The organism is Natrialba sp. INN-245, from assembly GCF_009807105.1.
Lineage (GTDB): Archaea > Halobacteriota > Halobacteria > Halobacteriales > Natrialbaceae > Natrarchaeobius > Natrarchaeobius swarupiae.
The window spans coordinates 69,486-83,513 of the sequence record NZ_WUBV01000044.1 but is presented as its reverse complement, the minus strand read 5'-3'; the positions used below and the strand labels follow the sequence as shown (position 1 = coordinate 83,513).

Sequence of the window (14,028 nt, the reverse complement as noted above, 5' to 3'; positions counted from 1 at the left end):
CAAAATACCCCTATCCTGGATGTCTTTGAGACGATGTTCTGTATATGCGTGATTGAGAGGAAAGTATTGAAAGGTTTTATTGCCAACGGGAGTAACGTTCGACTGTTCGATGACACTCGAGACAGCGCCTCCGTGGGAGGACGTACAGAACTACATCGACGGCGACTGGCACGCTCCGTCGGGAACCGATGGACAGGACGTTGTGAATCCGGCGACTGGAGAGACGATCTCGTACGTCGGATTCAGCTCGACAGACGACGTCGACGCCGCCGTGAGCGCGGGACAGGCTGCGTTCGAGGAGTGGAGTGAGACGCCGGTCGAGGAACGCATCCAGCCGCTGTTCGAACTCAAACAGCTCCTCGAGGACCACCAGGAGGAACTCGCGGAGGTTCTCGTCCGGGAACACGGGAAGACACTCGCCGAGGCGAACGGCGAGCTCCGACGCGGTATCGAGAACGTCGAGGTCGCCTGTGGCATTCCCTCGATGATGCAGGCTGGCCACCTCCCGAACGCGGCTCCCGACATCGACGAGACGGCGATTCGCAAGCCGCTGGGCGTCTTCACCGCGATCACGCCGTTTAACTTCCCGGGCATGATTCCGCTCTGGTTTCTCCCCTACGCGGTCGCGACCGGGAACGCGTTCATCCTCAAGCCGAGCGAACAGGATCCGGTCATCGCACAGCGACTGTTCGAGCTGATCGACGAGGCGGGATTCCCCGACGGCGTCGTCCAGCTCGTCAACGGCGGCGTCGACACCGTGAACGCGCTCCTCGACCACGACGGGATCCAGGGGGCATCCTTCGTCGGCTCGACGCCCGTCGCGGAGACGGTGTACGAACGCGCCGCGGCGAACGGAAAGCGCGTTCAGGCCCAGGGTGGCGCGAAGAACCACATCATCGTCACCGAGAGCGCAGATCTCGAGTTCGCCGCGGCGAAGACAGTGTCGTCGGCCTGTGCCTGTGGCGGCGAGCGGTGTCTCGCGAACGACGTCGTCGTCGTCGAGGAGGGCGTCTACGACGAGTTCGTCGACCTCGTTCTCGAAGAGGCGACAGCCCAAACCGTCGGCTACGGTCTCGACGACGGCACCGACATCGGCGCGCTGATCACGCCCGAACACGAATCCCGCGTCCGCGATCTGATCGCGACCGGCGACGAGGAGGGTGCGGAGTTGCTCCTCGACGGCCGCGACGTCGAGGTCGACGGTTACGAGGACGGCAACTTCCTCGGACCGACCGTCTTCGGCGACGTCGACCCGGAGATGACGATCGTTCGCGAGGAGATTTTCGGCCCCGTGCTCGGCCTGATGGCGGTCGACGACGTCGACGAGGCGATCGACGTGATGAACCGAAGCGAGTTCGGAAACGCCGCGAGTCTGTTCACCGGAGACGGTGCAGACGCCCAGAAAGTGCGCCACGAGGCGGACGTCGGAAACCTCGGCGTCAACGCGGGGACTGCAGCACCGATGGCGTTTTTCCACTTCGGCGGTCGAAAGGACTCGTTCTTCGGGGACCTCCACGCACAAGGCGAGGACATGATCCACTTCTACACGGACAAGACGATCTACATCGAGCGCTGGCCGGATAGCTGATCGCTAACCCACCGCTCGCTTTCCGATCGAACGACCATTCGACTCGAGACAGACTGCCGTCAGTCGCCAGCAGTCGGTCGTTCGCCCTCGTTATGAGTCCGTATTATCGGGTATCAACGGCTCGACCTCCTCGAGAACGTCGTCGTATTCTTCGGTTACCGATTCGACGGTCTCTTCCTCCTCGGCGTCGAGTTCTTCCGGCTCTCCACTTGCTTCGACAACAGCCGTGGCTGCTGTTCGTCCCTCTCGTGCAGTCGCGAAGAGTTCTTCGAGTATAGCAACGACTTCTTTCCCGTTATACTGGTCCAGTTCGTCCTCTGGGGCGATGGTTTCGTCCTCGATGTCGTCGTAGTGGTGGCGAACATCAGACTCACAGTTTTCGAGTGTCTCCAACGTTTCGTCGGCCGCTCGATCGAATCGAGATGAATCAAACGTCTCGGGGGACTCAAGCCAGTCTTCTAGCGCAGTGCCGACCGACTCGACGCGAATTGCGGTCTCTTCGGTGCAGTTCCTCACAGTCTCCCAGTCATCACTGTTGTCAAAATCCATACACCCCGAGAGTACGATACCGGCAGAACAACTCATACCGCCGAGGAACGAACGCCGATCCATCACCCATATTTGATATACAAAAGGCAAAAACGTTGCTACGTGTGAAAGAGAGGCTGAACTCATCCGTTGGACGTTCCACGGTGTGTTCGCAAGTCGACGTCTGATAGGGAGTATCGTAGGAGTTCATAGTTTCCCGCTGAAGAACCGAGAACAGCGCCGAAGGCCTGGTTTCGAGACCTCCAGTAGCTACGATACTCCCTCTGAAACGGATTGCTGTCCCGGTCTCCCGGCAGACCTGCCCACGGCCGCAGGTGTACCGGCACCGACTGACAGTACACTGGTCCGTCTCAGACCGTGATCTCGCCCTGGTTGATCTTCTTGGCGGTCTGGTGGGCGTCGTAGATCGTGTAGATTCCCACCAGCGGGAACGTGATCAGACCGATGAGCAGGATAATGAGCATCGCGTTGAAAAACTGAACCAGACAGAAGGCGATCCCCTTGCCCATCTGCCCGTTGTACATCTGCCCTGCGCCGGCAGCGATCGGGAAGATTAGCCCGATACCCGAAAGTAGTGCGGCGATCGTCGGATCCTTCTCCTGACTGCTCGCCGACCCGCCGTGGTCGACCCCGCAGCTGGGACAGATTCGCGCTTCCTTCTTGATAATCTCTCCACAACTCGGACAGTACTGTTCGTCCGGCCGGGGCCGCGACTCGTCGTCTGTCCCAACTGCGGCGTTCGCTCGAGGTTCGGATTCCACGCCTCTCACGGAGTCTGTGCCGGCGGGTTCGGAGTCGTCGCGGTCGTTCTCGTCGGACTGGGGCGGCCACCCCACGTCCGCGTTTTCGCTCGAGTTGGCGTCGTCGTCCGAATCGAAGTCGTCGCCCGAGTCGGCGTCAGTTCTCGAATCGGTGTCGCTGCCCGAGTCCACGTCGTCGAAACCAGACGGTTCGCTACCGTCCTCCGTCGCCGATACGTCCTCGAGGTCGTCGTTTCCTATCGTCCTCCACTGGTCGTCTTCGTCGTCGGGCATTCTTGCTCGAGACTACCCGGCGACACGACCATGAAGGTTCGCCACAACGGATATATGTCATCGATTCGCCCGATCCACACCGGGACCCGGTCAGGAGCCGACGACGAAACTGCGGTCGACGATCTGTTTACGATCTGGCGGAGAGACGACTCGAGGGAATATATTACCCCGCCGACGAACTAGCACGTATGCAAACCCACATCGTCCCGGTCGGCTTCGACTACGACCGGCTGATCGCCCCGCTCGTCCGCGATCAGATCGACGTCGACAGCGTCATTCTCTTGGAAGGGGCGGTCGGGAGCGAGGCCAACGTCGAGTACTCCCGACACCTCTCGAAGAAACTCGAGACGGACTTTCGAAACCTGCTGGGCGCGGAGACCGATCGATTCGTCCTGGAGGACGTCTACGACTACGACGAGGCGTTCGAACAGGCCTACGAACTTATCACGGCCGAACTCGACCGCGAGAACGAGGTGTGGGTTAACGTGGCGGCGATGCCCCGAACGGTGAGTTTCGCCTTCGCGAACGCCGCGCACTCGCTGATGGTCGAACGCGAGGAGGACCGCGAACACATACACACCTACTACACCGCCCCGGAGAAGTACTTAGAGACCGAACTCGCCGAGGAGCTTCGCGATCAGATCGCGCTCCTCGAGGACCTCGACCACGAGGATGACACAGCAGCGATCACGGAGGATCGGATCGCGAACCGTCTGGAGAGCGCTCGAGACTTGCTCTCGGAGTTCGACGAGCGCGGGACGACGATCGGAGCGAAGGAGATCGACGGCCGCCACATCGTCGAGTTACCGGTCGCTTCCTTCTCGAACGTCAAACCGTTCGAGGAGCTCATCCTCTACAAACTCGGCGAGGACGGCGAGTTCGCCTCGGTCTCGGAACTCGCGGAGTCGCTCGCGCGCGAACTCAACGAGGAGTACACCGACAGCTTCCGCTCGAAGGTCATCTACAACGTCGATCGGCTGGGACCAGGCGGCAAGGGGTACATCGAACGCGAAGAACGCGGGAAGTCGTACCGAACGCGGCTCTCGCGGATCGGCGAACTCTGGGTACGAGCCCACTCGGACAGCGGACTCGGGGAGTAGCTACGGGCGATCGACTTCACGTCGTTCTGTCCAACAGTATCAGGTGCCGCGTCGTGTGAGTGTGGCGAGCGGGTCGAACGCACCCTCGAGAGTGAGACGGGCGAACCATCCCCAGACGCGAGCGAGCGCGTTGAGCGCGTAGAACGTGCCCAGTACGACGACGACTCCGAGCGCCGCGGCGAGGAGTGCCTCCGGCAGCGTCGAAATCTCCCAGTAGCCGACCGTAAACACCGCTTCGACGCCGACGAGCAGGTAGTTCCAGCCGAGATACAGCGTCTGGCTGATCTCCGGGGCGCGATCGGAGACGACGCCGACGTACAGCCCCGGTCGGTCGTAGTAAAGCGGAAGCATCAGCATGCTCGCGCCGGTCGAGAATCCGGTGAGCGCGACCGAAAACGAGACGGTCCCGAGGACGAACTTCGCGGGGACGTAGAGTAGCGCCGACCAGTTCTTCGGGTTGGTACACAGCGAGACGAGTCGGTCGCGAGTACGCTCGCCGGCTTCCCGGCTTCGAGGCTCGATCTCCAGGTCGAGCATCGTCACGGTCAGCCAGCGTTCGAAGCCGGCGACGGCGAGCGTGAACGCGAGCGTCGCGACGAGAATCGGTATCCCCACGAGGAGGATCGAGAGTCCGATGCCGACCGAGACGCCGACCGTGACGAACACGACGTACGCGAGCCCGAGCGGAAACGCGAGCAACAGGTACGCGAAGTTCAGGTACGTCTGTCGTTCGAGCGGAACCGCGACGAACCGCCTGAGACCGGAACCGACTCGCTCGAGGGGTCCGTCCGTTCCCGTGGCCGCAGTCTCCGACATCTCGATGGTGACTGCCCGGCGCGGGCGGATAAACGTTCGCCTCGAGCGCCGCGGGGAGTCCGCCCCCGTGTCCCGCTCGTTCGAACGATTCGTTCGACTGGCCTCCGAGTCACGCGAATCGAGCCGTCGCCGTGGTGTCGCCCTCATTCGAGCGCCGTGAGGGAGATCCGTCCGGTGCTCGTCTCGAACCGAAGCAGTGGACCGCCGTCGCCGAGCGTTCCAGTGACGTGGTCGTCTCCCTCGATCGCGTCGGTCAACGCGAGGTCGTCGACGTCGATCCGTCCCGTACTCGTGTTGACCCGTAGTTCGGCGTCGATCGACGGATCGATCGCGGCCTCGATCCGCCCGGTACTGGTCGAGACCGTCGTGTCGCCGTCGATCGCCGGCACGTCGGTTTCGACGCGACCGGTGCTCGTCGAGATACCGTCGATTCCCTCGACGTCGCGGACCTCGACGCGGCCGGTACTGGTCTGTACACCGACGAAGCCGTCGACGTTCTCTACGTCGACGCGGCCCGTGCTCGTGTCGACCGTCAGGTCCCCCGCCACGTCCTGGACGTCGACCCGACCGACGCTCGTGTCGATCGTCTCGAGGGCGACGGCGCGGGGAATCTCGGCCTCGAGGTTCATCGACGGCTGACTCTGGAACCACCCTCCGCTTCCGTCCCACTCGGAACGGATCTCGAGTCGGTCGTCGGTACGTTCGGTCTGGAGGGTCAGATCCTCGAGGTCGGTGGTGATCGAACTGGACTGTTTCTCCGCCTCGAGGTGGACGTCGTCGTGGTCGGTGCCGACGACCGAGACCGTTCCGACGTCGCCGTGGATGGCGAGGCGATCCGCGTCTGCGACGGTGATCGTCTCCTCGTCCTCGACGCGCTGTCCAACGAGTGGCGTCATACTGGCACAGCCGGCGAGCGCCGCGAGGCCGGTCGTCGCGATGCCGCCGAGGAGGGCTCGTCTGGTTTGCTCTGCGGTCATATGCGACACGACGACTCCACGAACCGTTAATACGGGTGGGCGACTGTCGACCGGCCATCCGACCACCAGGATTTATATAGGACGATCTTACCGTCAGGCTGACCGCCACCCGAGGAATCGTTCGCGAAGCACCAGCAGACACGGTAAGACGGTGAGACAGGCGACGAACGCGAAGACGATACTCACGCCGGTCACGAGCCCGAACCGCTGGAGCGGCGGGGCGAGCGCCAGCGCGAGGACGCCAAAGCCCGTCGCGGTCGTGGCTGCGCTTCCGAGCAGGGCACCACCCGTCCCGGTAACCGTCGCCTCGAGGGCGTCTTCGGCGGCTTCGCGTCGCTCACGGATCCCTTCGCCTCCCGGTTTCCGCTCCGAGGAGTCGGCTCCGCCGACCGCTCGCTGTTCCCGTTCGACGACGAACCGTTCGCCGAGGTGGATGCTGTAGTCGACGCCGAGGCCGATCGCCAGACTCGTGATGACGGCCGTCTCGCTGTTGAACGGCACGTCGAGTAGGGCCATCGTTCCCAGCAGCCACGCCAGTGCGACGACGACGGGCGCAAGCGTCACGAGTCCGAGCGAGAGCGCCCGATGGCGCACCCAGTAGAGGATCGTGAGAAATGCACCGATGACGACGAGTGTCACCGAGAGCGCCTGCACCAGCGTCTCGAGCAAGGCGTCCTGGACGACGGCGGTGGTCACGGGACCGCCCGTCGCGACGGCCGTCATCGGCGCGTCGCTGCTGGCGGTCGTCGTGTCGTCGCTCGCGAGCGCAGTATCGTCCCCGTCGCTCGTTCCTGTCTCGGCTTCGATTCCGTCTGCGAGTGCCCCGACGTCGTCGGCGACCGCCTGTGCCGACTCGTCGCCGCGGACACTGACGACCAGTCGGGCCGACTCGTACTCTCCGTCGTCGGTCCGCTCGAGTACTGTCGCCGCTTCCTCCGAGTCGGCCTCGTAGAGCAGGTCGTACAGTCCCGCGAGATCGTCGGGGACGCCGTCGCCGGTCGTGTCCCGTTCGTCGAGTCCGTCGGCGACCGCCTGGTCGTCGTCGGCGACGGCCTCGAGGACGGTGAGCGGGCCCTCGACTGCCGCCGTCCCGTCGCTTCGGGCGTCGATGGTGGCGTCGTCTCCCGTTTCGACGTCCTCGCGAGCGTTCTCGATCGCAGCGAGCGTCGACGGGTCGGTCACGTCGCCACGTATCAGTATCTCCGCCTGTGAGTCGGGATCCTGGAAGTTGTCGGCGAGGTACTCGGCGTCGTCCGCGATCGTGTAGGTGTCCGGCGCGAGCGGGCCGGGAAGCGACTTCGCCCAGTCGGGTGCGTCCTGGGGGAGGAAATCGGCCTCGTTGAATTCGGTGTCGATCCCGGTCGCGCCGTACGCGCCGCCGACGGCGAGCAGGAGGGCAACGACGACGACCGCAAGCGGTGCCCGACGGGCGAAGACGACGCCGCTCGAGAGCGCTCGATTGATCGGTCCCGGCGTCACCCCGAAGGCCGGTTTCGCGCGGGTGCGGTCGAACCGGTTCTCGAGCAGGTGGTCGACCTCCACTTTGAGCGCCGGGACGAAGACGCCGAACGCGACGAACGTCGCGAAGATGCCCCCCGCCGCCAGGATCGCGAAGTCACGAATCGCCGGCAACGGACTGACCACGTTCGAGAGGAAGCCGACGCCCGTCGAGAACGTGGCCACCGCGAGCGCGAGGACGACCCCGCCGAGTCCGAGTACCATCCCGGTACGGACACCGCGGGAAACCCCGTCAGTTCCCTCCGGCGACCGATCGTCACCCTCCGTCGGTGACTGGTCGCTCGAGTTCTCCACCGGTTGGCTGCCCGAGTCCTCCATCGACTGGCCGCTCGAGCCCTCGTCGAAGCCGCGATCCGCCGTGGCGGATGCGGGCTCCCGGCCACCGATCTCGAGCGTTCCCGCCCTCGCCTCCCGGTAGCGCATGACGACGTGGAGAGCGTAGTCGATCGAGAGCCCGATCAGCAAGAATGGGACGGCGATCAGCAACTGGCTGGTCGGAATCTGGAGCCATCCCAGCAACCCGGCGAGCCAGGCCATCACGACTCCGATACCGGCCAGACCGACCAGTACATCGACGACGTCCCGGTAGGTAATCGCGAGGATGGCGAGGACGGCCACGAGCGCGACCGGCGTGATGATCGCGAAGCTGTCACCGACGGCGCTCGACGTCGCCGCGTCGGTGATCGCCTGGCCGAAGACGAAGCCGTCGTCGAAGCGCTCTTCGAACAGCGACTGAACCTCGAGTTGGGCCTCGGCGGCGGTTTCGGATAGGTCGTCGTCAGCGGTTTCGGACGGGTCGTCGTCCCCAGCCTCCGCGTCGCCGGTGGTCGTTTCGTCCCCGACCTCGCTCTCCTGGAAGAAGAACGTAATCCGGGCCTCCGCGTCAGTTTCGCCCGGTTCGTACCCCTGTGGAACGAAGAGAGTCGGATCCTGGCCGCCGGCGGCGTCCGAATCGGGGTCGAGTACGTCCGCGAGCAGTTCCTCGACCGCCTCGTCCGATCGGCCCTCGAGAGCGGCGATCTGCTCGTCGAGTGTCGGACCGTCGTCCGCGTCGAACTCGTCGCGTTCCGCCTCGAGCGCTTCGCGTTCGTCTTCCAGCGTTTCGAACTCGTCCTCGAGGAGGCCGACGGTTGCGGCGGCGTAGATCCCGTCGATACCCTCTTGTGCCTCCTGGTACTCGGCGGTCTCCTCCGGTTCGTCGGTCGCCCGTTCGATCCCGAACTGCGCGGACTCGAGCCCTCGTATCTCACTCGCAAGTGTTTCGTACGCCGCGGCGTCCTCCTCGTCGAGTTCCGCCGCCGTGGTCGCGTTCTCGACGGCGGTCTCGAACTCCGCCTCGAGTTCGGCGGCGGTTTCCTGGTAGGCCGGGTCGCTCTCGTTGGTCGTCGCGTTCAGTCGCTCGTAGGCGCGCTGGATCTCTCGGCTGTCGTCGAGTCCCGCTTCGAGGGCGTCGATCCGGGACTCGAGTTCCGCTTGCCGCTCGCCGAGTTCCTCGCCGCGCTCTTCGAACTCCTCGATGCGGTCTTCGGTGTGTGCCGCAGTGGCGACGACGTTTTCGACGCCGACGAATCCGTCGTCGGCGAGGGTCTCGTTTACCGACTCGTTCTCGTGGGCCGTCGCCTGGAGCGACAGTCCCTCGAGCAGCGACTCTCGAGTGAGAACGTCGCCGCCGTCCTCGCGAACGACGAGCTGGGTGACGATCCGGTCGTCGGTCTCGTAGTTCTCATCGATATACTCGAGCGCCGCCTGCTCCTCGGAGTCGGTTTCGAACTCACCGATTCCGGCGTCTTCGGTCTCGTTGACGACCGCGCCAGCACCGATAAGCGCCGTGAGAACGAGTACGACGGCGACGACGATGGCGCTCCGATCGACCACCGCGGTCGCGTACCGATCGGCGAGATCACGACCCATCGATGATGATACGTCGACGTCCGCGTCGGATCGGGTTCGGTCCGTTCATCCAGATGTGGTCCACCATGCCGACGGATAACGCTTCCCCCAAACCGGCTGATTCCACCGGTCCGGGATTGTTATCACGGCGTGACTCGGAGTCGACGAACGCGAAACACCTAACAGGGTTCCCGGAGTACCATCAAATATGAACGTCGCCGTCACGGACGATGGCAGAGTGGTCTCCACACCGCAGACCGCCGTTTTCGTAGGGGCCTCGTAGCCCCACACATCCCACCCTGTTTCGACGGATGTATTGTCGGCGACCAGTATTCATCGACCAACGACCAGTATCAGCCATGATCGATCTATCACGCAGACGCCAACATCCGTGGCATCGACCACGCCCCACGGGGGCGGTGAGAGCATGAGTATGGATTCCCAGGAGCGCTCGAGCGACGAGGAACCGTCACTCGAGGGCGCGTACGACCCCGAGGCGGTCGAATCCCGCTGGCAGGATCGGTGGGTCAACGAGGAGATCTACGCCTACGAAAGCGACCCCGAGCGGGATCCGAACACGACCTACGCGATCGACACCCCGCCGCCGACCGTCTCGGGGAGCCTACACATGGGCCACCTCTACGGCCACACACTCCAGGACTTCTCCGCGCGGTTCCAGCGAATGCACGATGGCGACGTTCTCTTTCCGTTCGGCTACGACGACAACGGGATCGCAAGCGAGCGTCTGACCGAAACGGAACTCGACATCGAACATCAAGAGTACGAACGCCGCGAGTTCCAGCAGCTCTGTCGGGAGGTCTGTACGGAGTACGAGGCCGAGTTCACGGAGAAGATGCAGGGGCTCGGGACGTCGATCGACTGGTCGAACACGTACAAGACGATCGAACCCCGCGTCCAGCGCATCTCCCAGCTGTCGTTTCTCGATCTCTACGAGAAGGGGCGCGAATATCGGAAAAAGGCGCCCGCGATCTGGTGTCCGGAGTGCGAGACGGCGATTTCGCAAGTCGAGACCGAAGACGACGAGCGCCACTCCCACTTCAACGACATCGCGTTCGACGTCGTGTCCGACGGCACCGACCGCGACGAGTTCGTCATCTCCACGACGCGTCCGGAACTGATTCCCGCCTGCGTCTCCGTCTTCGTCCACCCCGACGACGAGGCAAACCAGGATCTGGTCGGCGAGACGGCGAGGATTCCGATCTTCGGCCACGAGGTGCCGATCATCGAAGACGAGCGCGTCGACATGGAGAAAGGAAGCGGGATCGTGATGTGTTGTACCTTCGGCGACCAAAACGACATCGAGTGGTACCAGGCTCACGACCTCCCGCTCCGGGTGGCCATCGACGAGACCGCGACGATGACCGACCTCGCCGGCCCCTACGAAGGGCTGTCGACCGAGGAGGCCCGCGAGGCCATCGTCGAGGACTTAGACGAGGAGGGCTATCTCCGCGACCGCTGGGAGATCACCCACGCCGTCGGCGTTCACGAGCGCTGTGACACCCCCGTCGAGTACCGCGTCTCCAAGCAGTGGTACGTCGAGATTCTGGACCACAAGGAAGAGTACCTCGAGGCCGGCCGGGAGATGGACTGGTTCCCCGAGAAGATGTTCACGCGCTATCGCCACTGGATCGAGGGCCTCGAGTGGGACTGGCTCATCTCCCGCCAGCGCGATTCGGGCATTCCGTTCCCGGTCTGGTACTGCGAGGAGTGCGATCACCCGATTATGGCCGACAAGGAGGACCTGCCAGTCGATCCACTCTCGGACGAGCCACCGATCGACGCCTGTCCCGAGTGCGGTCACGACGAGTTCGAACCCGAGGAGGACGTCTTCGACACCTGGGCAACCTCCTCGCTGACTCCCCTCATCAATGCCGGCTGGGACTGGGACGCCGACGCCGAGGAGTTCACGATGGAGAAACCGGAGCTCTATCCGTTCGACCTGCGCCCGCAGGGTCACGACATCATCTCCTTCTGGCTGTTCCACACCATCGTCAAGTGTTACGAACACACCGGCGAGGTGCCCTTCGACGCGACGCTGATCAACGGCCACGTCTTAGACGAGAACCGCGAGAAGATGTCCAAGTCCCGTGGCAACGTCGTCGCGCCCGACGAAGTGCTCGCGGAGTATCCCGTCGACGCCGTCCGATTCTGGGCGGCCAGTGCGGCGGTCGGCGACGACTTTCCCTACCAGGAGAAAGACCTCCGCGCCGGCGAGAAACTCCTGCGCAAGCTCTGGAACGCCTCGAAACTCGTCGACACGCTCGCGCCCGCTCACCCCGAGGAGCCGGCCGACCTCGAGCCGATCGACCGCTGGCTGCTCGCCGAACTCGACGACGCCGTTTCCGAACTCACCGCCCAGTTCGAGGCCTACGAGTTCGCCAAAGCCCGCGATCGCCTGCGGACGTTCTTCTGGAACACCTTCTGTGACGACTACTTAGAGATCGCCAAGGGTCGCGAGGACAACCCTTCGACGCAGTACGCGCTGCGGACGGCCCACCGAACCTTCCTCGAGTTGTGGGCTCCCTTCCTGCCCCACGTCACGGAGGAGATCTGGCAGGCCGTCTACGCTGGGGAGAACACGGACCTCAACGAGGCGAGTATCCACACTCGAGCGTGGCCTGCGCCGCAAGGGTACGAAGCCGACCTCGAAGCCGGCGAGACGGCGATGGAGGTCATCTCGGCGCTTCGGCGGTACAAAAGCGAGAACCAGCTCCCGCTGAACGCCGACCTCGAGTCCGTGTCGGTCTACGGCCCGATCGAGGGCTTCGAGGACGCCATCCGGAACGTGATGCACGTCCAGGAGCTGACGCTCCTTGCGGACGAACCCGAGGTGACGACCGAGGTCGCCGCGATCGACCTCGACTACTCGACGCTCGGGCCGAAGTTCGGGTCCAAGGTCGGCGAGATCGATTCGGGTATCGAGAGCGGCGAGTACGAAATCGACGACGATGCGGGTGTGTTGCGGGTCGCTGGCGAGGAACTCGAAGGCGAGCTGTTCGAGGTGGAACTCGAGCGCACCTACTCGGGCGACGGCGAGATGATCGAGACCGAGTCGGCGGTCATCGTCCTCGAGTAGCGCCGTCGATTTTCGCTGTGGGAGTTTCAGTTTCGGTTCGAGCGGTCGATCGGTTAGCCGTCGGTATCCGTATCGGTGTCCCGATCGTCTGAATCTGAGTCGCCGTCGTCGGTATCGGTATCCGAATCCGAGTCGCCGTCGGTAGTGTCGGTGTCGGAATCAGAGCCGTCGGGTTCGCCGGGTTCGTCTCTTCTATCGGCGTTTACTGGTTTCGAACCGACGTCAGCGGCAGCCGGACCGGAGGTCGTCCGCCTGCTCGAGCCATCGCTCGCATCCGTTTCGGTGACCGTCGGCTCCGGCCGACTCGAGTGTGTGTCGACGCCGAGCACGTAGAGGACGACCGGTGGGCAGACGTAGGAGGCGATCGCGACGACGGCAAAGAGCGGATCGACGAAGACGAGCAATCCGAATATCGCGAGCGCCGCCGCGGACGCGGTGTGGACCGCGGTTCCCGTGTACGCCCGGTAGTACGACCAGAGTCCGCGGAGCCACCGTGTCACCGATCTCCGGCGTCGGCCTTCGATCACCGCGAGTGCCATACGCGCTATTCGGGTTCGACGACCAAGAGCCCCCGTTGCGGTGTTGACCAGTCGACATCTCTTCACGCGGACGCTCGATCACCGTTCGATGCGGTCGCGTGGCTGTCCAGACGAAACCGTGTGACTATCCCGACGAGTGGGCTCGAGTCGCCTCACACGTTTTCACCCGAATCGAGAGCGCGAGAAAGAGCGCGAGGACCGTGAACGTGACCTCACCGGCCGCGATGACGCCGAGGGCGTCCGCACCCAGAAACATCGGGGTATCGCGGGGGACCGGAATCGTGGTGTGGTGGGTTCCGTGTGGCCCCTCGAGGACGGGGACGAAGTAGTCGACGATCAGGTTGCTCGTGTACCAGATCACCGCGACGGCGACGCCGCCGACCGAAAAGTCGGTGATCCGGTGGAGAACGAGCGCCTGGACGACCATTCCGAGGTGGCTCCAGAACAGAAACTGGTACATAAGCGGGTGGAGATAGCCGTACGAATCGGCGAAGGCGAGCAACGTATACGGCGTCCAGAGCCCAAGAATGACGTTGCCGAAAAAGGCGAGTGCGGTGAGCCACGGCAGGTCGTAGCCGAGTTTCCAGGCGGCGATCGCGAGTGCGATCAACAGCGTCGCCATCGGGCTGTCCGGAACCCACGGCCACATCAGCGCCGGTGTCTCGGCGAACTGACCGGCATAGTACCAGAACCCAAAGACCGTCCCCGCGAGGTTGATCGCGACGACGAGCCAGGCGAATCGGAGCCCGAGATCCTCGATCGGTTTCGGTACGGGGGCGAGGTATCGGGGAAGCGGATCTCGGTCGGGCACCTCGCTCGTCGCGAACATCGTTCGTCCGTCGTGTGGACCGACAGTTGCAAAACACTAGCGGTCGGCCGTGACCGACGCGATCGTCCCTGGCCGGAACGGACACGCGTAA

General features: G+C 63.8%; 10 protein-coding genes. 3 read left to right on the top strand and 7 right to left on the bottom strand.

Going from position 1 to position 14,028, the window contains the following annotated elements; all coding sequences use genetic code 11:
* Positions 1 to 109: 109 nt before the first annotated feature.
* Complete coding sequence (locus GRS80_RS13740; protein ID WP_160048055.1) at positions 110 to 1,588, top strand: CoA-acylating methylmalonate-semialdehyde dehydrogenase; 1,479 nt, start codon at positions 110 to 112, stop codon at positions 1,586 to 1,588.
* Positions 1,589 to 1,678: 90 nt separating this feature from the next.
* Here the strand turns inward: GRS80_RS13740 and GRS80_RS13735 are convergent, their stop codons facing one another.
* On the bottom strand, positions 1,679 to 2,200 hold the full coding sequence (locus GRS80_RS13735; protein WP_160048054.1) for a hypothetical protein: 522 nt from the start codon (positions 2,198 to 2,200) through the stop codon (positions 1,679 to 1,681).
* A 287-nt stretch (positions 2,201 to 2,487) separates the two neighbouring features.
* Positions 2,488 to 3,171, bottom strand: coding sequence for a zinc ribbon domain-containing protein (locus GRS80_RS21025; RefSeq protein WP_160048053.1), 684 nt, complete (start codon positions 3,169 to 3,171; stop codon positions 2,488 to 2,490).
* A 188-nt stretch (positions 3,172 to 3,359) separates the two neighbouring features.
* Between GRS80_RS21025 and GRS80_RS13725 the strand changes: the two genes are divergently transcribed.
* Positions 3,360 to 4,271: a DUF6293 family protein gene (locus tag GRS80_RS13725; protein ID WP_160048052.1), complete on the top strand. Its 912-nt coding sequence runs from the start codon at positions 3,360 to 3,362 to the stop codon at positions 4,269 to 4,271.
* Positions 4,272 to 4,310: 39 nt separating this feature from the next.
* On the opposite strand, the gene GRS80_RS13720 is transcribed toward GRS80_RS13725, so the two are convergent.
* The 3 genes from GRS80_RS13720 to GRS80_RS13710 all read right to left on the bottom strand — a co-directional run bounded on the left by GRS80_RS13720 (position 4,311) and on the right by GRS80_RS13710 (position 9,493).
* A complete protein-coding gene (locus tag GRS80_RS13720) occupies positions 4,311 to 5,087 on the bottom strand; it encodes a sensor domain-containing protein (RefSeq protein ID WP_160048051.1) in 777 nt (258 codons plus the stop codon).
* Between the two features lie 143 nt (positions 5,088 to 5,230).
* Positions 5,231 to 6,064 (bottom strand): DUF4097 family beta strand repeat-containing protein, encoded by an 834-nt coding sequence (locus GRS80_RS13715; protein WP_160048050.1) that lies wholly within the window; start codon positions 6,062 to 6,064, stop codon positions 5,231 to 5,233.
* 93 nt (positions 6,065 to 6,157) lie between these two features.
* The gene (locus GRS80_RS13710; RefSeq protein ID WP_160048049.1) at positions 6,158 to 9,493 is read right to left on the bottom strand and encodes an MMPL family transporter; all 3,336 of its coding nucleotides are present in this window, start codon (positions 9,491 to 9,493) and stop codon (positions 6,158 to 6,160) included.
* A gap of 295 nt (positions 9,494 to 9,788) precedes the next feature.
* Between GRS80_RS13710 and GRS80_RS13705 the strand changes: the two genes are divergently transcribed.
* Complete coding sequence (locus GRS80_RS13705; protein ID WP_160048048.1) at positions 9,789 to 12,569, top strand: valine--tRNA ligase; 2,781 nt, start codon at positions 9,789 to 9,791, stop codon at positions 12,567 to 12,569.
* Positions 12,570 to 12,622: 53 nt separating this feature from the next.
* Here GRS80_RS13705 and GRS80_RS13700 read toward each other — a convergent pair whose 3' ends face one another.
* The gene (locus tag GRS80_RS13700; RefSeq protein ID WP_160048047.1) at positions 12,623 to 13,108 is read right to left on the bottom strand and encodes a hypothetical protein; all 486 of its coding nucleotides are present in this window, start codon (positions 13,106 to 13,108) and stop codon (positions 12,623 to 12,625) included.
* 124 nt (positions 13,109 to 13,232) lie between these two features.
* Positions 13,233 to 13,937: a DUF1405 domain-containing protein gene (locus GRS80_RS13695; protein WP_160048046.1), complete on the bottom strand. Its 705-nt coding sequence runs from the start codon at positions 13,935 to 13,937 to the stop codon at positions 13,233 to 13,235.
* Positions 13,938 to 14,028: the final 91 nt, after the last annotated feature.